This is a genomic window from Azospirillum sp. Sh1 (assembly GCF_008365135.1).
Taxonomy (GTDB): domain Bacteria; phylum Pseudomonadota; class Alphaproteobacteria; order Azospirillales; family Azospirillaceae; genus Azospirillum; species Azospirillum oryzae.
Map to the genome: position 1 here is coordinate 16,924 of NZ_VTTK01000054.1, position 17,718 is coordinate 34,641.

The following is a 17,718-nucleotide window of genomic DNA, read 5'->3' on the forward strand; positions in this document are numbered from 1 at the left end:
TTGTTCATGGCTTGCGATTTCCGGCCGCCATTCCGTCGGCGATGGCGCAGGCTGCCCAGAGGGCGAGCGCCAGCAGCAGGGCCGGCGGGGCGAAGGCCACCGGGTCGCCCAGCCGCGCCGCCAGCCCGACCGAGGCGCCCCAGCTTCCCAGCGCCGGCGGCAGGCCGAGGCCGAGCAGGCTGGCGAAGCTCTCCGCCGCCAGCACGCGCGGCAGGGCCAGCGTTCCGGCGGCCAGCAACGGGCGCGTCAGGTTGGGGATCAGGTGCCGGCGCAACACCTCTCCCTCCGCCAGGCCGGCGGCGCGGGCGGCGGTCAGGAACTCCGCCCGCAACAGGGCCGACAGCTCGGCATGGGCGAGGGCGGCGACCGCCGGGGCGGCGGTCAGCGCGGTGACCAGCGCCAGCAGCCAGACCTTGCCCATCAGCCCGCCGGCCAGCGGAACCAGCAGGGCGAGCGGCCAGCCGGCCATGCGGTGGGCGGCGCCGATGACGCGCCGCTCCACCCGATTGCCGACCAGATTGCCGAGCAGACCGGCCAGCAGCGCCCAGCCGATGCCCAGCGCCCCACCCAGCACCGCGGCCAGCAGCGCGAAGGACAGGCTGCCCCGCCCGTCGAGCAGCGCCGCGGCGACCGGATCGGCGTCCAGCCGGTGGACCGCGCTGCCGTCGGCCATCAGCGGTGCAGCGGCACAGGCGAGCGCCAGGGCGGCGAGCACGGCGGCTCCGGACAGCTGGCGGGCGAGGCCGGCGCGCGGCGGCTCCGGCGGTACCGGATGGGAAAGCGGCGGTTGGTCGAACTCGGCCATCAGGGTCCTTCCGCGGCGGTCACGCGCCCTCATAGGGCGTGGAGCTGTGGTTGGCCGGGTCGATCCAGTCGCGCACCCCAAGGCCCAGCGCGTTCAGCAATGCGGTCAGCCCGCCCAGCGCCAGCAGGACCGGCACCGCCCCGGCGGCCGAGCCGGCGCGGGCGGCATCGATCATCAGCGCCCCGGCCCCCGGCAGGTCCAGCAGGCTTTCCAGCGCCACCGCCCCGACCATCGCGGCCAGCACCGCTGCGCGCAGCCCCCCCATCACCGGGGCGACCGCCTGCGGCAGGGCGTGATGGCGCAGCACCGTGTGCTCGTCCAGCCCCAGCCCGCGGGCCATGCGCACAGCCCCGCCCTCCGGCCCGGACCCCAGGGCGCGGCCCATTGCCGGACGCGCCAGACGGGCGGCCTGACAGGCGGCGGGAATCGACAGGGCGGTCCAGGCCAGCGGCGCCGCCGACGCCCCGGCCCGCACCGCGAGCGCCGCGACCGCGGCCAGCAGGAAACCCGGCAGCAGCGGCCCGGCTCCGGCCAGCAGCCGTCCGACCAGCCCGCCGGCCGACCGCGGCGCCACCGCCGCCCAGGATCCGGCCAGCGTGCCCAGCGCGGTGCCGACCGCCAGCGACGGCAGGGTCAGCAGAAGCGTGACCACCAGCCCGCGCAGCAGCGCCATTGCGGCGTCCGGCTGCGGTGCCACCAGCGCCGACAGCCCCACCCCCGCCGCCATCGGCAGGACGGCGGTCGGCACGGCATCGATCAGGCGGCGGATCACGGGACGCGGCATCTGGGCAGGGGGACCGGGCTGGGAATTACTCATATGGTGCGACATGCGACCGTAAGCGCCCCACCCCCGCCGGGCAATAGATTTAGCGTCGGCCGCCGCCTCCCGGCCGCGAACCCGCGCCCCCTATACCCGACCGCCACGCTTGACTTTCAGCACCGATTTTGTACTATATCACCGCCTGCTCCGCCGGAGAGGCCAGGGCCTGCCATCTGGGGGCCTTGCACCCGTCATATCGCTTTGCACGAGGATGTGACATGAGCACCGCCATTGCCCTCCGTTCGCCCGATTCCGGCGAATCGCTGTCCCGCTACATCAACGACACGCATCGTTACCCGGTCCTGCCGGCCGAGGACGAATACATGCTGGCCAAGGCCTGGACCGAGCATGGCGACGTCGATGCGGCGCACAAGCTGGTCACCAGCCATCTCCGTCTGGTCGTCAAGATCGCCGGCGGCTATCGCGGCTACGGCCTGCCGCTGTCCGACCTGATCGCCGAGGGCAATCTCGGCCTGATGACCGCCGTCAAGAAATTCGAACCGGAACGCGGCTTCCGCCTGTCCACCTACGCGATGTGGTGGATCAAGGCCTCGATCCAGGATTACATCCTGCGGTCCTGGAGCCTCGTGAAGATCGGCACCACCGCCGCGCAGAAGAAGCTGTTCTTCAGCCTGGGCCGCCTGAAGCGGAAGCTTGGCGAGTACGGCAGCGGCGACCTGCAGCCCGACAGCGTCACCAGCATCGCCACCGACCTGTCGGTGCCGGAAGAGGATGTGGTCGCCATGAACCGCCGCCTGTCGGCGCCGGTGGCCTCGCTGAACGCGCCGATGAGCGCCGACGGCGATTCCGGTGAATGGCAGGACCTGCTGGCCGACGAGCGTCCGTCGGTGGAGGAGTCGCTGGTCGAGCGTGGCGAGGCCCGGCAGCGCAGCGCCCTGCTGCGCGAGGCGATGGGCGTTCTGAACGACCGCGAACGCGACATCCTGACCAGCCGCCGCCTGTCCGACAGCCCGCTGACCCTGGAAGATCTGTCGGTCCGCTACGGCGTCAGCCGCGAGCGCATCCGCCAGATCGAGGAAAAGGCCTTCGAGAAGGTCGCCCGCCAGACCCGCGTCCTAGCCGCCGCCGTCGCGGCCTGACCGGGAACAGGCGGGACACCGGGTTCGGAATCCCCGCCAGTTTCGGCGGGAAGCGCCGTGTAACCCCTCCATCAGCGCCGGCGGTTTCCGCCGGCCCCCGTGGAGGCGGTTCCTATGTCGAAAAGCATTTCCCGAACCTCGACAATCGAGGTCATCAAGGACGCGCTGACCCTGTATGAAGGCAACAGGATCAGCCGCTGGCAGGTCATCAACCGCCTGATCCATCTCGGTCTTTCGCCCGACGACGCCAACACCATCGCCGACCATGGCAGCATCCCGCCCCACATCCTAAGCGGCCTTGGCGTTCCGCGCCGATGAGCACGCCGGATACCGCCTTCGCGACGGCCCTGCGCCTGCACCGTGCCGGATGCTGGGCGCAGGCGGTGGCGGTCTATGACCGGCTGCTGGGCGACCCGCGGTTGGATCCCGTCCAGGCGGCACAGGCTTACGCGAACCGGGGAGCGGCACTCCGCCGGCTCGGCCGGGCCGACGAAGCGGCGGCGTCCTGCATCGAGGCGCTGGTCCGCTGCCCGGAACTGGCGGAGGCCTATGCCAACATCGGCGCGATCCTTCAGGAAGCCGACCACCCGCTGGCGGCGCTCGACGCCTGCCGCCGCGCCATCGCACTGTCCCCCGGCCTCTACACACCCTATCTGGCGATGGCCCATGCCCGGCAGGATCGCGGCGACCATGCCGCCGCGCTGGCCCTGCTGCGCCGTGCGGCGACGCTCGCCCCGGCAACGCCCAGCGTGCGCTACAATCTGGCCGAGGCGCTGCTCCAGCACGGGCTGTTCGAGGAGGGATGGCGGGCCTACGAATCACGTTGGCAGGCACGGGAACTGGCGCTGACCCGGCCCGCTTGCACCAATCCGGAATGGACGGACCAGGATCCGACCGGCAAGACCCTGCTGGTGGTGGAGGAGCAGGGCTTCGGCGATACCCTGCAATTCATCCGCCTGATCCCGCTGGTGAAGGCGCGCGGCGGCCGCCGGGTGATCGTGCACTGCCGGGCGCCGCTGGTCCGGCTGCTGGCGGCGGTCGAGGGCGTCGACGCGGTGACCACCGCCCTGCCCGATGCGGCCGGCTACGATTTCTGGGTGCCGCTGATCTCGCTGATGCGGCGGCTGGCGGTGGGACCCGACCGCATCCCGGCGGCCATGCCGTACCTCGCGCCACCACCGGATGCTGTCCGGCGTTGGTCCGGGGCGCTGCCGGAAACGGACAGCTTGCGGGTCGGGCTGGTCTGGGCCGGCGACCCGCGGCTGGGCCATGCCGCCGCCAGCCGCACCGATGCCCGCCGCAGCCTAGCCCTCACCCAACTCGCGCCGCTGCTGACGGTGCCGGGCGTGTGCTGGGTCAGCCTGCAAAAGGGACCGGCGGCGGCGCAGCTGGACGGCATGGCGATCCACGACCCGATGCCCGGCGTGGCCGACTTCGCCGACACCGCGGCCATCGTCCGGCAACTCGATCTCGTGATCGGGGTGGACACCGCCGTTGTGCATCTCGCCGGGGCGCTCGGCGTGCCGGTGTGGGTGCTGTCGCGTTTCAGCGGCTGCTGGCGCTGGCTGCTCGACCGTGACGACAGCCCCTGGTACCCGACATTGCGCCTGTTCCGCCAGCAGCATCCCGGCGATTGGGCGCCGGTGGTGGGGCGGGTACGCGAAGAGCTGTTGCGCAGGGTGCGGCTCCCTCGCCATGATCGCGGTTCGGCCTGAACAGTGTGACCATTGCCAAGGAGTCCGCGATGCCCAGCTATCCCGCCGCCTATCAGGCCAGCAAAGGCTCGGCGCTCGACGTCGACCGCGCCTTTTACGGACGCATCGGCTCGCAGACCGCCGGGCGGGAACTGGTGGACAGCTTCGTGGTGCCGATCCGTTCCGGCCGCGCCTGGACCGTGCCGGCCGGCCATGTCTTCCGCATCGTCACCATCGAGGGGCCGCAGGTCGCCGACCTCAACATCTGGAACCGCCACAACCCGCGCGAACGCTTCTGGGCCTCGCGCACGCGGCAGCTCCAGCAGGCGCATGTCAGTACGTTCGACCGGCTGTGGTCGACCCTGCCCTATCTGCGGCCGCTGGCGACCATCACCCACGACACGCTGGCCGATTACGGCATCGACGAGTATGGCGGCCGGGTCCACGACCTGCTGGGCACCCGCTGCGATCCCTACGTCAACCGCATGCTGACGGGGGAGGATTTCCACCACCATTGCCATTCCAACCTGACCCGCGCCGTCGCCCCCTATGGCCTGACCGAGTTCGACGTGCATGACGTGCTGAACGTCTTCCAGGTCACCGGCTTGAACGCCGAGGACAAGTATTTCATGAAGGCCTGCCCGGCCAAGAAGGGCGATTTCCTGGAATTCTTCGCCGAGATCGACCTGCTCTGCGCCCTGTCGACCTGCCCCGGCGGCGACCTCAGCGTGCCGCTGTGGGGTCCGGACGCCCGCGATCCGCTGGAGGTCTGCCGCCCGCTGGGCGTCGAGGTCTACCGGCTGGACCCGGCATTGCTGGCGGGCTGGTCGTCGCCGGAGGTCGCGGCCTATCGCGGCAACCACGGCATGACGCTGCCGACGCCGTCCTGGGAGAAGGACCCGGCATGACGGCGTGAAGCCCTACTCCACCTCGGTCAGCAGCCACTCCTTGAATCGGCGTACCCGCCGCGCCCGCTCGGCCCCCGGCGCGTGGGCGATCAGGTAGCAGCCGCGTGGGCGCAGAGTCTCGGGCATCGGCTGGACCAGCCGGCCCGACGCCACGTCCTCCCGCACCAGAAAGACCGGCAGCAGAGCCACCCCCATGCCGGCCGACGCCGCCTCGATGATCATGAAGAAATGCTCGAAGGCCAGCGACAGCGCCGATTCCGGCAGCGGCAGGCCGAAGGCGCCGAGATAGACGCGCCAGGAATCGGGCCGGGTGGTGTGTTGCAGCAGCCGGTGCTGCGCCAGATCGGCGGGATGGCGCAGCGGCGGTCCCTGTTCCAGCAGCGACGGCGCGCAGAAGACGCCCATCGTCTCCGGCATCAGCGTCGCCGTCTCGGCCCCCGGCCATTCCTCCACGCCATAGCGGATGGCGACGTCGATGCGCTCCTTGGCGAAGTCGACCCGATGCTCGCCGATGCTGACCTCGACCTGTATCTCCGGATTGTCCGCCTGGAAGCGCTTCAGCCGTGGGATCAGCCAGCGCTGGGTCAGGGTGGGCAGCGCACTGACCCGCAGCACCCCGCCCTCCTGCGCGCGAGCCGCCCGCGCCGCCGCCGCGATGCGGTCGAGCGCCGCCGACGCCTCGCCATAGAAGGCCGCGCCGGTCGGCGTCAGTTCGATCCCCCGGCCGACACGGCGGATCAGCTCGACGCCCAGGTCCGCCTGCAGGGTCTGCATCATGCGGCTGACCGCGCCCTGGGTCACCGCCAGCTCGTCGGCCGCCCGGGTGAAGCTGAGGTGGCGGGCCACCGCGACGAAGCTGCGGACGGCGTTGAGCGACGGCAGGGAGCGTTCGGGCATGGACGAACCGAATCATGAGTTGAACTCATAAATCTCTGCCCGAGAACTCGTTTGTCAAGTCCGCGGCGATACGCTCTGCTTGGTCCACCAACAGCCATCCCTGAAGGCCACCCTCCGATGACGACGCTGACGCCCTTCCACATCGCCTTCCCGGTCGACGATCTCGCCGCCGCCCGCCATTTCTACGGCACCGTCCTGGGTTGCCCGGAGGGGCGCAGCAGCGACGAATGGATCGATTTCGACCTGTTCGGCCATCAGATCGTCGCCCATCTGAAGCCGCGCGACCCGAAAGCCGCCCCGGCCCACCACAACCCGGTGGATGGCCACGACGTGCCGGTCCCGCATTTCGGCGTCGTGCTGCAGCCCGCCGATTGGGACGCCCTGGCCGAAAAGCTGAAGGCGGCCGGCATCAAGTTCGTGATCGAGCCCTACACCCGCTTCAAGGGTCAGGTGGGGGAACAGTCCACCATGTTCTTCCTCGACCCCGCCGGCAACGCGCTGGAGTTCAAGGCATTCGCCGACATGTCGCAGCTGTTCGCGAAGTGAGGATGGGTTTAGTTTTGCCCCCTCCCTTACCCTCCCCCGCTTCGCGGGAGAGGGAACTCCACAGCTCTGGCACTTAACTCCCTCTCCCGCGGAACGCGGGGGAGGGTCGGGGAGGGGGCAATAGCACTTTGCCGCTCCCTCACCCACACCCCGCCATCATCAGCCCGAGCGTCTTCTCGTCCGCCCGGTCCGGCATCACCTCGCCGACGATGTGGCCGTCGAACATCACGACGATGCGGTCGGACAGCGCGCGGATCTCGTCCAGTTCCACCGACACCAGCAGGATCGCCTTGCCCTGGTCGCGCAGGGCCACCAGCCGGCGGTGGATGAACTCGATGGCGCCGATGTCGACGCCGCGGGTGGGCTGGCCGACCAGCAGCAGATCCGGGTTCCGTTCGATCTCGCGGGCCAGCACGATCTTCTGCTGGTTGCCGCCGGAGAAGTTGGCCGCCGCCAGCGACCCGTCGCGCGGGCGGGTGTCGTACTCCTCCATCCGGCGGGCGCAGTCGGCGGCGATGGCCTCGCGGTCCATCAGCACCCGCCCGTTCCAGGCCGGATCGTCCTGGAAACCAAGGATCGAGCATTCCTCCGCCGAAAAGCTGGTGACGAGGCCCACCTTCTGCCGGTCCTCCGGCACATGGCCGACGCCAAGGCCCCGCAGCGCGCGGGCGTTGAAGTGCTCCGGATGCCCGGCAAGCTCCTCGCCGCGCAGGCGGACGGAGCCGCCGGCGATGGGCCGCATGCCGGCCAGCGCCTCCAGCAGTTCGGACTGGCCGTTGCCGGACACGCCGGCGATGCCGACGATCTCGCCGGCCCGCACCGAGAGGCCGACGCCCTTCACCCGCTCCACGCCCGACGGATCGCGCACCCGCAGGCCCTCGACCCGCAGCACTTCCGCCCCCGGCTCGGCCGGCCTCTTGTCGACGCGCAGCAGGACCTTGCGGCCGACCATCAACTCGGCCAGCTGCTCCCGGCTGGTGTCGGGGGTGGCGACGTTGGCGACCACCTGCCCGCGCCGCATCACCGTGACGTTGTCGGTCAGCTCCATGATCTCGCGGAGCTTGTGGGTGATGATGACGACCGTCTTGCCCTGCTGGCGCAGCGCCCGCAGGATGCGGAACAGATGGTCGGCCTCCTGCGGGGTCAGCACGCCGGTGGGTTCATCGAGGATCAGGATGTCGGCGCCGCGGTAGAGCGCCTTCAGGATCTCCACCCGCTGCTGGGCGCCGACCGGCAGTTCGCCGACCGGGCTGTCGAGATCGACCTCCAGCCCATAGTCGCGGGCCAGCCGGGTCAGCTCACCCCTGGCGCGGGCAAGGCCGCCGGCCAGCGTGACCCCGCCTTCCGCCCCCAGCAGCACGTTCTCCAGCACGGTGAAGGGATCGACCAGCATGAAGTGCTGGTGGACCATGCCGATGCCGGCGGCCAACGCGTCGCGCGGCGTCCGGATGGCGGCAGGATTGCCGTTCACCCGGATTTCCCCGCTGTCGGCGCGCAGATAGCCGTAGACGATGCTCATGATCGTCGACTTGCCGGCGCCGTTCTCGCCGATCACCCCGTGGATGGTGCCGGCCGGGACCGACAGCGACACGTCGCGGTTGGCGTGGTTGGCGCCGAACCACTTGTTGATCGCCACCGTTTCCAGGGCGATCTGCGCGTTTGCCTGCGTCATCAAAGACCGTTCGAGAGGGGCATCGAAAGTCGGAAACAATCCCTTTCCGTCATTCCCGCGGAGGCGGGAATCCAGGCGTTTCCACAGGGGTCGCTTTGGAAGCTCTGGATCCCCGCCTTCGCGGGGATGACGGGAAACCACGTGTGCGGTGAAGGGAGCCGTTCAGTCCACGCCTTACGGCTGGTACGGCTTTACCGCCAGCGAGCCCGCGATGATCTGCTTCTTCGCCTCTTCCAGCTTCGCTTCCATCTCCGGCGAGATCAGCTTGCGGTTGTTGTCGTCCAGCGCATAGCCGACGCCGTCCTCCTTCAGTCCGACGACGCGGTGGCCGGGCTTCCAGCTGCCGTCCTTCGCCGTCTTCATGCAGTCATAGACGACGACGTCCACCCGCTTGACCATGGAGGTCAGGACGCTGCCGGGATGGACATGGTTCTGGTTGCTGTCGACGCCGATGGACAGCTTGCCGGCATCGGCCGCCGCCTGCAGCACGCCGAGGCCGGTGGCGCCCGCCGCGGCGAAGACCACGTCGGCCCCGCGCGAGAACTGGCTCTTGGCCAGCTCGGCGCCGCGGCCGGGGTCGTTCCAGGCGGCCGGCGTGGTGCCGGTCATGTTGACGAACACCTCGTCGTTCGCCGCGACATGCTTCACGCCCTGCTCGTAGCCGGTCAGGAAGTTGCGGATCAGCGGGATGTCCATGCCGCCGACGAAGCCGACCTTGTTGGTCTTCGACGCCAGTGCCGCCGCCATGCCGACCAGGAAGGATCCCTCCTCCTCCTTGAACGTGACGGATTGCACGTTGGGGGCGTCCAGCTTGTCGTCGATCAGGCAGAACTTGGTCTTGGGCGATTCCTTCGCCACCTTCTCCACCGCCGCGGTCTGCGAGAAGCCAACGGCGACGACAACCGAGGCGCCGCGGCGGACCAGCGTGCGCATCGCCTGCTCGCGCTGGCCCTCGTTGGTGATCTCGAACTCGCGGTAGGCGGTGCCGGTCTCCTTCTTGAACCGCTCGGCGCCGTTATAGGCTGCCTCGTTGAAGGACTTGTCGAACTTGCCGCCCTGGTCGAACACCACCGCCGGCGAGAAGTCGTCGGCCAGGGCCGGAACGCCGGCCGCCGTGATCGCCGTCATCGCCAGCATGGCGGCAAGAATACGCGTCTTCATGTCCCACCCACTCCCGACTGCGGAAACTTGACCCAAAGGATAACCGCGCCATCATTCCGCACAACAGGGAAAGCGGACGAAGCGGCGCAGCAAATCGCGGCGCCCCCGGTTGACGACAGGGGCGGGGGCGTTTATCACCCCCGCCGATGATCTTTGCGACGAACAGGTCGCGAGAAACCGGCATGACCGGCCACAGGAATTCGGGGGGCGACGCTCGGTGGACGAAGTCTGGGTGCTTTTGCAGGGAATCGTTCTCGGATTCGCCATCGCCGCACCCGTCGGGCCGATCGGTCTGCTGTGCATCCGCCGCACCCTGCAGCATGGGCCGCTGATGGGCTTCTTCACCGGGTTCGGCGCCGCGGTGGCCGACACCTTCTATGGCGCCATCGCCGCCTTCGGCGTGTCGGCGGCGCTCAGCTTCCTGCGCGGGCACGAGATCGCCTTCCAGCTGGTCGGCGGCATCTTCCTGCTGGTGGTGGCGATCCGCACCTTCCGCCAGCAGCCGGAAGCGGAAGAGCGGGAGGCGGCCGCCGCCCCCGACAGCAAGTCCTGGTTCACCGGCTTCATGACCGGCCTGTCGCTGACCCTGACCAACCCGGCGACCATCATGGCCTTCATCGCCATCTTCGCCGGATTCGGGCTGGGCGGCACGCTGGACCGGCTGGAGGCGTCGACCCTGGTGCTGGGCGTCTTCATCGGGTCGTCGCTGTGGTGGATGACGCTGGCGATGGGGGTCGCCGCCGTGCGCCACCGCATTTCCGACCGCGGGCTGACCATGCTGAACCACTGCACCGGCGTGGCGCTGGGCGTCTTCGGCCTGTGGGCGCTGGGCATGGCCGCCACGGGGATCGTCGGGATGGCGACGGCCTGACGACCAGCAGCCGGCTCTCAACAGCCGGCGGACGGCGTGACGCTCGGCGCCTCCTGGGCACCACCGCCCTTGCGCAGCAGGTGCAGGTGCTTGGTCAGCCGCCACAGATACAGGCCCACCAGCAGCACCAGCAGCCCGACGGTGAAATATCCGACCAGCCGGTGGGCGAAGGGCCAAGTCGACAGCATGTAGCCGGTCCAGGCCAGCAGCAGCGTCCACAGCACCGAGCCGATGCCGGATGCCAGCGAATAGTTCAGGATCGACATCTTGCAGGCGCCGGCCGGGATCGAGATCAGCGTCCGCACCCCCGGCACCGGCTGCGAGAACAGCACGGCCAGCCCGCCGCGCTTGGCGAACCAGTCGGTGCTCTGCCGCACCTTCTTAGGGTGGATGGTCAGCCAGGGGCCGTATTTCTTCAGGAACGCTTCGAGCCGTTCGCGCCCCATCAGGCGGCTCGGCAGGAACCACACCAGCTGCCCGGCCAGCGAGCCGAGCCCGCCGGCGATGGCGATCCCCACCAGCGAGAACTCGCCGGTCGCCGCCCCAATCCCGGCCAGCGGGATCACCGACTCGGCGGGAAGCGGCGGGAACACCCGGGCCAGTGCCACCAGAAGGAAGATCCCGATATAGTGAAGCTGATGCATCACCTGCACCAGCCAGTCCGTCAACCCACCATCCATGCCGTTCCGTCCTCCCCCACCGGTCGAATTGACCCGCATCGGGAGAACGGCGTGGCGCGGCGGGGGGTTCCCTTTCGCTGTGGCAGGGCGGCGTTGTGCGAGGGGTTGGGTGTCGGCTTCGATGCCCCCTCCCCATCCCTCCCCCGCCTTCGGCGGTGGAGGGGGCAGGAGCTTCGGGGAAGTGCAGCGGCAGTCCCCTCTCCCGCCAAAGGCGGGGGAGGGTTAGGGAGGGGGCACGCGCAGAAGCCGCTCACCCATTCCGATCACCCATTGAACAGCGCCGCGTCGATCCGCCGGACCATCGCCACCAACCGGGGGGCGAACTCCTCCTCCAGCTTCTTCAGATCGACCATGAAGGCCGGGCCGCCGCAGTTGAAGGCCAGCACCTGCGAGCCGTCGCGCGGCACGAAGGGGACGCCGACCGCATGCACCTCCGACTTCCAGGCGCCGATCGACCGGCAATAGCCGCGCGTCCGGTAATCCTCGATGGCCTGGAGGATGCCGTCGCGGATCTCGGGCCAGCGCTCCCCCTCATGCTCTTCCAACTTCGCCATCAGCGGCGCGCGCTCCGCCTCCGGCAAGGCGGCCAGATAGGCGCGGCCCATGCCGGTGGTCGACAGCTTGATGTGGGAGCCGACGTCGAGCGACAGGGTGATCGGCCCGGTCGCCTTGCAGCATTCCAGATAGATCATGCTCAGCCGGTCGCGCCCGCCCAGCGCCACCGCAAGCCCGGTCTGGTCGGCCAGTTCCTGCATCAGCGGCCGGGCGACCTGCCGGATGCCCATGCCCGACAGGCTGGCATATCCCAGCGCCAGCACCGAGGTGCCGAGCCGGTATTTGCCGGTGTTCTGGTCGTAGGCGAGATAGCCCAGCTTGGACAGCGTGTAGGTCAGCCGCGACACCGTCGGTTTGGGCAGGCCGGTGCGCTGCGCCAGTTCCAGGTTGCCGAGCATCGATTCGTTGCGGCGGAAGGCGCGCAGCAGTTCCAGCCCGCGGGCGAGCGCCGTGACGAAGCGCGGGTCCTTCTCATCGTCCGCCAGATCGTCGGCGACCAGAGCCTCTTCCCGCCTGCGCATGACCCATTCCTCCCGCAAGAAATCGCGGGACGATCCTGCCAGCGGCCGGACAGCGCGTCAATGGAACAAGATTTCACGGTACGAAATTTATAACGGGCGGCCTATGCCCGCATCACTGCGTCGCCCCCAGCCCCAGCGTCACCATGCGTTCGTACAGCGACGCGCGCGAAATGCCCAGCAGCTTCGCGGCCCGCGCCTTGACGCCGTTGGCCTCTTCCAGCGCGGCGGCGATGGCGTGGCGTTCGGCGGCGTGCAGCACCTCCTGCAACGGCCGCGCGCCCGCCGCCAGCGGCAGGGCCGACGCGCCCGCCGGATGCTGCATGCCGGGCAGCACGCTGCGGATGTGCGGCGCCGTCAGGATCGGCGCGTCGGTCAGCGCCACCACCCGCTCCAGCGTGTTGTAAAGCTCGCGCACATTGCCGGGCCAGTCATAGTCGCGCAGCACCTGCACCGCCGATTCCAGCAACTCGCGCGGCGGCGTGCCCTGCTGGATCGCCAGCTGTTCCAGGATGCGGTCGGCGATGCTCTCGATGTCCTCCGGCCGGTCGCGCAGCGGCGGCAGGGTGATCGGCACCACGTTCAACCGGTAATAGAGGTCGGCGCGGAACTGCTTCTCCCGCACCAGGGCATGCAGGTCGCGGCTGGTGGCGGCGATGATGCGCACATCGACCCGCACCACCTTGTTGGATCCCAGCGGTTCGATCTCCCGCTCCTGCAGCACGCGCAGCAGCTTGGCCTGGACCGGCAGCGGCATGTCGCCGATCTCGTCCAGGAACAGGGTGCCGCCGTTGGCAAGCTGGAACTTTCCCTCGCGGTGGCGGCGGTCGGCACCGGTATAGGCGCCGGGGGCGACGCCGAAGAACTCCGCCTCCAGCAGGGTTTCCGGAATGGCGGCGACATTCACGCCGACGAAGGGCTTGGACGCGCGCGGGCTGGCGGAGTGGATGGCCTGGGCCAGCAGTTCCTTACCCGTCCCGGTTTCGCCCAGAAGCAGGACGGTGCTGTCCATCTGCGCGGCGCGGCGGCCCAGCCGCTTGATCTCACGGATCGATTCGCTGGCGCCGAGGAATTGCGAGAAGGAGTATTTGGCCCGGCGCTCATGCGCCAGTTCCTGCTGGGTGCGGGTCAGCTCCTCCTGCATCTTCTCGTATTTGCGGACCAGCGGGCGGAGATATTCGGCGCGGTCGAACAGCACGAAGCCGATGGCGCCGATGATCGAGCCGTCGATGCCGAACAGCGGCATCCGCGTCACCACGAAGGAGCGGTCGTCGAATTCCATGATGTCCAGCGGCTGGGGCTGGCCGCTGTCGATCACCCGGCGCAGCTGGCTGTTGGGGATGACGTCCTCCACCTGCCGGCCGCGCGGGTCGCCGGGGACGCCCAGCAGAGCCTTGTACTTCTCGTCCATCCAGGCGATGCGGCCATTGTGGTCGACGGCGACGGCACCGACGCACATGGATTCCAGATGTTCGAACAGGGAATGGACCGCCCGCTGGCGCAACGCTTCGAAATCGACGGTGTCGCCCACGTCACCCTCCCAAACGGGACCGATCTTCGTCGTCCCGGTGTCGAGGCCTCTTGCGATGCCGGCTTTGGTGCCTGCTGCATTGCAACGCAATTTGCCAACAATATCAGAGGTCAACATAGTAGCCCATCCGTCGGATTAAAGGGAAGGCGTGCAGGTTCGGTCGGGTGCGCGGGGTCGATCCGCACCCGTTCATCAGATCAAAGCTTTGCCGCATGCCGGCTGGGACCGCTTTTTAAAAAGGCAATCCGGACGAGTTCTCTACATCCTCCGCCATATCCCTGTTTCTTTTTGGGTCTTTCAACCCGGACGGGTGGAAAAAGGGAAAAAGAGGGGGGCCTTCCGGTCCCCCCTGGGGGAGTTTACGGAGAAGACGGCAGACTCGATGCTCCGCTCAGTGCCCCCGCTTGGGCAGCCGGGCCATCAGTTCGCCGACGATGCCGCGGCGGAAGAGCAGGACGCAGACGACGAAGATGCAGCCGATCACCACCGGCACCGGCAGGCTGGTGGATGCGAGGTAGCTTTCCAGCGTCACCACCAGTCCGGCACCCACCACCGGGCCGAACAGCGTGCCCATGCCGCCCAAGAGCGTCATCAGCACCACCTCGCCCGACATCTGCCACGTCACGTCGGTCAGCGAGGCAAGCTGGAAGACGATGGCCTTGGTGCCTCCGGCGAGCCCGGCCAGCGAGGCCGACAGCACGAAGGCGACCAGCTTGTAGCGGTCGGTGCGGTAGCCGAGCGAGACGGCGCGCGGCTCGTTCTCGCGGATCGCCTTCAGCACCTGCCCGAAGGGCGAGTGCACCGTGCGCCAGATCAGGGCGAAGCCGGCGACGAAGATCGCCAGCACGGCGTAGTACATGGTCAGCGGCTGGCTGAGGTCGAACAGCCCGAACAGCAGGCCGCGTGGCACGCCCTGGATGCCGTCCTCGCCATGGGTGAAGGGCAGCTGCAGCGCCAGGAAGAACACCATCTGGCTCAGCGCCAGGGTGATCATGGCGAAATAGATGCCCTGCCGGCGGATGGCGATCAGGCCGAAGACCAACCCCATCAGCCCGGCCACCACGGTGGCGGCGAGCAGGCCCGCCTCCGGCGCCCAGCCCCATTCCTTCACGGTGTGGGCGGCGATGTAGGCCGCCCCGCCGAAGAAGGCGGCATGGCCGAAGCTGAGCAGGCCGGCGAAGCCGATCAGCAGGTTGAAGGCGCAGGCGAACAGCGCGAAGCACAGCACCTTCATCAGGAAGACGGGATACAGCACGAAGGGTGCCGCGAGCGCGAGCAGCAGCAGGACGGCGGCGATCAGCGCCGTGCCGATGGCCGGACCCCGAACCGCGACGCGGGTGGAATTGCTGGCGACGGTCATTGGATCAACGCTCCCGTCCGAAGAGCCCCGCGGGCTTGATGAGAAGGACGATCGCCATCACGACGAACACGACGATGTTGGACGCTTCGGGATAGAAGACCTTGGTCAACCCCTCCAGCAGCCCCAGCCCGAGACCAGTGACGATGGCGCCGAGGATCGACCCCATGCCGCCGATCACCACCACGGCGAAGACGATGATGATCAGGTTGGTCCCCATCAGCGGCGACACTTGGTAGATCGGTGCCGCCAGCACGCCGGCCAACCCGGCCAGCGCCACGCCGAAGCCGTAGGTCAGCGACACCATCACCGGCACGTTGATGCCGAACGCCTGCACCAGCGTCGGGTTCTCCGTCGCCGCGCGCAGATAGGCGCCCAGCTTCGTCCGCTCGATGGCGAACCAGGTGCCGAAGCAGATGACCAGCGAGGCGACGATGACCCAGCCGCGATAGTTGGGCAGGAACATGAAGCCCAGATTCTGCCCGCCCTGAAGGGCTGCAGGAATCGGATAGGGCTGGCCGGAGACGCCGTACTGGTGGCGGAACGCCCCCTCCAGGATCAGCGCCAGCCCGAAGGTCAGCAGCAGCCCGTAGAGATGGTCCAGCTTGTAGAGCCGCGACAGCATCGTCTTTTCCAGCGCGATGCCGAGCAGCCCGACGACGATCGGCGCGATCACCAGCGCCCCCCAATAGCCGATCCCGGCATAGGTCAGCAGCAGCCACGCCACGAAGGCGCCGACCATGTAGAGCGCGCCATGGGCGAAGTTGATGACGTTCAACATGCCGAAGATCACCGCCAGCCCCAGGCTGAGCAGCGCATAGAAGGAACCATTGATCAGGCCGAGCAGAAGCTGCCCGAACAGCACTTGGGGCGGGATTCCCAGCAGGCTGACCATCTCCGCATTTCTCCCGGTTCGTTGGTGTTGTTCTTGGTTTTGGTGGTTGTCATCGAATGCCCCCTCCCCATCCCTCCCCCGCTTCGCGGGAGAGGGGGTATGATGCTTGGCGAGGGTTTCAGCAATTGACGGCGGCAGTCCCCTCTCCCGCGAAGCGGGGGAGGGTTAGGGAGGGGGCAACGGCGACACGCACCCCCTCCCCCCTCACTTCACCAGCGGGCAGCCGCTCTGCTTCGGGTCCATGAAGGCGGTGTCGGCCGGGATGGTCTTGACGATCTTGTAATAGTCCCAGGCCCCCTTCGACTCGGCCGGGGTCTTCACCTGGGCCAGATACATGTCGTGGAACATGCGGCCGTTGGCGGCGACCTTGCCCTTCTTGGCGAACATGTCCTCGACCGGCAGTTCGCGCATCTTGGCGGCAACCTTGTCGGCGTCGTCGGTCTTGGCCGCCTCCACCGCCTTCAGGTAATGCTTCACCGCCGAATAGACGCCGGCCTGCACCATGGTCGGCTTCTTGCCGGCCTTGGCTTCGAACCTCGAAGACCATTCGCGGGTCTGGTCGTCCATGTCCCAGTAGAAGCCTTCGGTGAACATCAGACCCTGTGCCGACTGCAGGCCCAGCGCATGCACGTCGGTGATGAACATCAACAGGCCGGCCAGGCTTTGGCCCGCCTGGGTGATGCCGAACTCCGCCGCCTGCTTGACGGCGTTGACGGTGTCGCCACCGGCATTGGCCAGACCGATCACGTCGGCGCCCGACCCCTGCGCCTGCAGCAGGAAGGACGAGAAGTCGGAGGTGCCGAGCGGATGACGCACCGACCCGACGATGGTGCCGCCCAGCGACTTCACCATCTTGGTGGTCTCTTCCTCCAGCGACTGGCCGAAGGCGTAGTCGGCGGTCACGAAGAACCACTTCTTCTTGCCCTGCTCGTACAGGGCGCGGCCGGTACCGGCGGCCATGGCGTAATTGTCGTAGGTCCACTGGAAGCCGTAGGGGCTGCACTGCGCGCCGCTCAGCGCGGTGGCGCCGGGACCGGACATCAGGAAGATGCGCTTCTTGTCCTTGGTGATGCCCTGCACCGCCAGCGCGGCGGCGGAGTTCGGCACGTCGGCGATGACGTCGACGCCGCCGGTGTCCACCCACTCGCGCGCCTTGGACGCGGCGATGTCCGCCTTGTTCTGGTGATCGGCGACGACGATCTCGACGGGGGCGCCGGCGACCTTGTTGCCGAACTCCTCCGCCGCCATCCGGGCGGCGATGGCGGAGCCCTCGCCGGCGAGATCGGCGTAGATGCCGGAACGGTCGTTCAGCACGCCGATGCGGATGACGTTGTCCGACACCTGTGCCGAAGCCGGAATCGCGGTCCCGGCGAGCGTCAGCAGGGCGGTGCCGGCGAGAAGAAGCGTGCGCATCAGAAGGTCTCTCCCTCTTGGTTTTATTGTCGGCCGGTTCCCTTCGCGGGTCCTTGTGGCCGTAATCGGGCAAGCTGCGGCAGTTCGCCGCCCCGACCCGGAGTTGGGCGGGGGCGGCGTTCGTACCGGTGATGTCGGTTGGCTGGACGGCCTACACGCCGAGATAGGTGTGGAGCTTGTCCATGTTGGCGTCGAGCTGGTCGTTGGGGATCATGTCGACCACATGGCCCTCCTCCATCACGTAATGGCGGTCGGCGATGGTGGCGGCGAAGCGGAAGTTCTGCTCGACCAGCAC

General features: G+C 68.6%; 17 protein-coding genes and 1 pseudogene. 6 read left to right on the forward strand and 12 right to left on the reverse strand.

Going from position 1 to position 17,718, the window contains the following annotated elements:
* Positions 1-4 precede the first annotated feature (4 nt).
* On the reverse strand, positions 5-805 hold the full coding sequence (locus FZ029_RS30595; protein ID WP_149273731.1) for an ABC transporter permease subunit: 801 nt from the start codon (positions 803-805) through the stop codon (positions 5-7).
* Between the two features lie 19 nt (positions 806-824).
* A complete protein-coding gene (locus tag FZ029_RS30600; RefSeq protein ID WP_149273732.1) occupies positions 825-1,589 on the reverse strand; it encodes an ABC transporter permease subunit in 765 nt (254 codons plus the stop codon).
* A gap of 254 nt (positions 1,590-1,843) precedes the next feature.
* Between FZ029_RS30600 and rpoH the strand changes: the two genes are divergently transcribed.
* The 4 genes from rpoH to FZ029_RS30620 all read left to right on the forward strand — a co-directional run bounded on the left by rpoH (position 1,844) and on the right by FZ029_RS30620 (position 5,327).
* Positions 1,844-2,725 (forward strand): RNA polymerase sigma factor RpoH, encoded by an 882-nt coding sequence (gene rpoH, locus FZ029_RS30605; protein ID WP_149201714.1) that lies wholly within the window; start codon positions 1,844-1,846, stop codon positions 2,723-2,725.
* A 114-nt stretch (positions 2,726-2,839) separates the two neighbouring features.
* Positions 2,840-3,043, forward strand: coding sequence for a hypothetical protein (locus FZ029_RS30610; protein ID WP_149273733.1), 204 nt, complete (start codon positions 2,840-2,842; stop codon positions 3,041-3,043).
* On the forward strand, positions 3,040-4,440 hold the full coding sequence (locus FZ029_RS30615; RefSeq protein ID WP_149273734.1) for a tetratricopeptide repeat-containing glycosyltransferase family protein: 1,401 nt from the start codon (positions 3,040-3,042) through the stop codon (positions 4,438-4,440). Before FZ029_RS30610 ends, FZ029_RS30615 begins: the two co-directional genes overlap by 4 nt.
* Before the next feature lie 29 nt (positions 4,441-4,469).
* Positions 4,470-5,327: a DUF1989 domain-containing protein gene (locus FZ029_RS30620; protein WP_149273735.1), complete on the forward strand. Its 858-nt coding sequence runs from the start codon at positions 4,470-4,472 to the stop codon at positions 5,325-5,327.
* Between the two features lie 12 nt (positions 5,328-5,339).
* On the opposite strand, the gene FZ029_RS30625 is transcribed toward FZ029_RS30620, so the two are convergent.
* Entirely contained in the window at positions 5,340-6,224 is an 885-nt protein-coding gene (locus FZ029_RS30625) for a LysR substrate-binding domain-containing protein (protein ID WP_149273736.1), read from the reverse strand.
* Between the two features lie 117 nt (positions 6,225-6,341).
* Here FZ029_RS30625 and FZ029_RS30630 point away from each other — a divergent pair, with 117 nt between their 5' ends.
* Complete coding sequence (locus FZ029_RS30630; RefSeq protein WP_149273737.1) at positions 6,342-6,770, forward strand: VOC family protein; 429 nt, start codon at positions 6,342-6,344, stop codon at positions 6,768-6,770.
* A 139-nt stretch (positions 6,771-6,909) separates the two neighbouring features.
* On the opposite strand, the gene FZ029_RS30635 is transcribed toward FZ029_RS30630, so the two are convergent.
* Positions 6,910-8,442, reverse strand: a complete 1,533-nt coding sequence (locus FZ029_RS30635; RefSeq protein WP_149273738.1) for an ABC transporter ATP-binding protein — start codon at positions 8,440-8,442, stop codon at positions 6,910-6,912.
* 174 nt (positions 8,443-8,616) lie between these two features.
* Positions 8,617-9,603, reverse strand: coding sequence for a BMP family ABC transporter substrate-binding protein (locus FZ029_RS30640; RefSeq protein ID WP_149273739.1), 987 nt, complete (start codon positions 9,601-9,603; stop codon positions 8,617-8,619).
* Between the two features lie 217 nt (positions 9,604-9,820).
* Here FZ029_RS30640 and FZ029_RS30645 point away from each other — a divergent pair, with 217 nt between their 5' ends.
* Positions 9,821-10,474 carry a LysE family transporter gene (locus FZ029_RS30645; RefSeq protein WP_109157616.1) on the forward strand — a complete coding sequence of 218 codons (654 nt, stop codon included), beginning with the start codon at positions 9,821-9,823 and terminating at the stop codon, positions 10,472-10,474.
* A 17-nt stretch (positions 10,475-10,491) separates the two neighbouring features.
* Here the strand turns inward: FZ029_RS30645 and FZ029_RS30650 are convergent, their stop codons facing one another.
* The 7 genes and pseudogenes from FZ029_RS30650 to FZ029_RS33800 form a co-directional block, all read right to left on the reverse strand.
* On the reverse strand, positions 10,492-11,154 hold the full coding sequence (locus FZ029_RS30650; protein WP_149273741.1) for a DedA family protein: 663 nt from the start codon (positions 11,152-11,154) through the stop codon (positions 10,492-10,494).
* Between the two features lie 263 nt (positions 11,155-11,417).
* A complete protein-coding gene (locus FZ029_RS30655) occupies positions 11,418-12,230 on the reverse strand; it encodes an IclR family transcriptional regulator (protein WP_149273743.1) in 813 nt (270 codons plus the stop codon).
* 112 nt (positions 12,231-12,342) lie between these two features.
* Positions 12,343-13,758, reverse strand: coding sequence for a sigma 54-interacting transcriptional regulator (locus FZ029_RS30660; RefSeq protein WP_246457309.1), 1,416 nt, complete (start codon positions 13,756-13,758; stop codon positions 12,343-12,345).
* Between the two features lie 391 nt (positions 13,759-14,149).
* Positions 14,150-15,118: a branched-chain amino acid ABC transporter permease gene (locus tag FZ029_RS30665; protein ID WP_149273745.1), complete on the reverse strand. Its 969-nt coding sequence runs from the start codon at positions 15,116-15,118 to the stop codon at positions 14,150-14,152.
* Positions 15,119-15,122: 4 nt separating this feature from the next.
* Complete coding sequence (locus FZ029_RS30670; protein WP_149273746.1) at positions 15,123-16,010, reverse strand: branched-chain amino acid ABC transporter permease; 888 nt, start codon at positions 16,008-16,010, stop codon at positions 15,123-15,125.
* A 204-nt stretch (positions 16,011-16,214) separates the two neighbouring features.
* Positions 16,215-17,423, reverse strand: coding sequence for an ABC transporter substrate-binding protein (locus tag FZ029_RS30675; protein ID WP_149273748.1), 1,209 nt, complete (start codon positions 17,421-17,423; stop codon positions 16,215-16,217).
* 151 nt (positions 17,424-17,574) lie between these two features.
* A pseudogene (locus FZ029_RS33800) lies at positions 17,575-17,718 on the reverse strand (ABC transporter ATP-binding protein); the annotation flags it as partial.

Excerpts from the sequence above, each read along its gene's own strand:
- FZ029_RS30595 (WP_149273731.1), bottom strand. The coding sequence starts at position 805 with ATGGCCGAGTTCGACCAACCGCCGCTTTCCCATCCGGTACCGCCGGAG.
- FZ029_RS30600 (WP_149273732.1), bottom strand. The coding sequence starts at position 1,589 with ATGCCGCGTCCCGTGATCCGCCGCCTGATCGATGCCGTGCCGACCGCC.
- rpoH (WP_149201714.1), top strand. The coding sequence starts at position 1,844 with ATGAGCACCGCCATTGCCCTCCGTTCGCCCGATTCCGGCGAATCGCTG.
- FZ029_RS30610 (WP_149273733.1), top strand. The coding sequence starts at position 2,840 with ATGTCGAAAAGCATTTCCCGAACCTCGACAATCGAGGTCATCAAGGAC.
- FZ029_RS30615 (WP_149273734.1), top strand. The coding sequence starts at position 3,040 with ATGAGCACGCCGGATACCGCCTTCGCGACGGCCCTGCGCCTGCACCGT.
- FZ029_RS30620 (WP_149273735.1), top strand. The coding sequence starts at position 4,470 with ATGCCCAGCTATCCCGCCGCCTATCAGGCCAGCAAAGGCTCGGCGCTC.
- FZ029_RS30625 (WP_149273736.1), bottom strand. The coding sequence starts at position 6,224 with ATGCCCGAACGCTCCCTGCCGTCGCTCAACGCCGTCCGCAGCTTCGTC.
- FZ029_RS30630 (WP_149273737.1), top strand. The coding sequence starts at position 6,342 with ATGACGACGCTGACGCCCTTCCACATCGCCTTCCCGGTCGACGATCTC.
- FZ029_RS30635 (WP_149273738.1), bottom strand. The coding sequence starts at position 8,442 with ATGACGCAGGCAAACGCGCAGATCGCCCTGGAAACGGTGGCGATCAAC.
- FZ029_RS30640 (WP_149273739.1), bottom strand. The coding sequence starts at position 9,603 with ATGAAGACGCGTATTCTTGCCGCCATGCTGGCGATGACGGCGATCACG.
- FZ029_RS30650 (WP_149273741.1), bottom strand. The coding sequence starts at position 11,154 with ATGGATGGTGGGTTGACGGACTGGCTGGTGCAGGTGATGCATCAGCTT.
- FZ029_RS30655 (WP_149273743.1), bottom strand. The coding sequence starts at position 12,230 with ATGCGCAGGCGGGAAGAGGCTCTGGTCGCCGACGATCTGGCGGACGAT.
- FZ029_RS30665 (WP_149273745.1), bottom strand. The coding sequence starts at position 15,118 with ATGACCGTCGCCAGCAATTCCACCCGCGTCGCGGTTCGGGGTCCGGCC.
- FZ029_RS30670 (WP_149273746.1), bottom strand. The coding sequence starts at position 16,010 with ATGGTCAGCCTGCTGGGAATCCCGCCCCAAGTGCTGTTCGGGCAGCTT.
- FZ029_RS30675 (WP_149273748.1), bottom strand. The coding sequence starts at position 17,423 with ATGCGCACGCTTCTTCTCGCCGGCACCGCCCTGCTGACGCTCGCCGGG.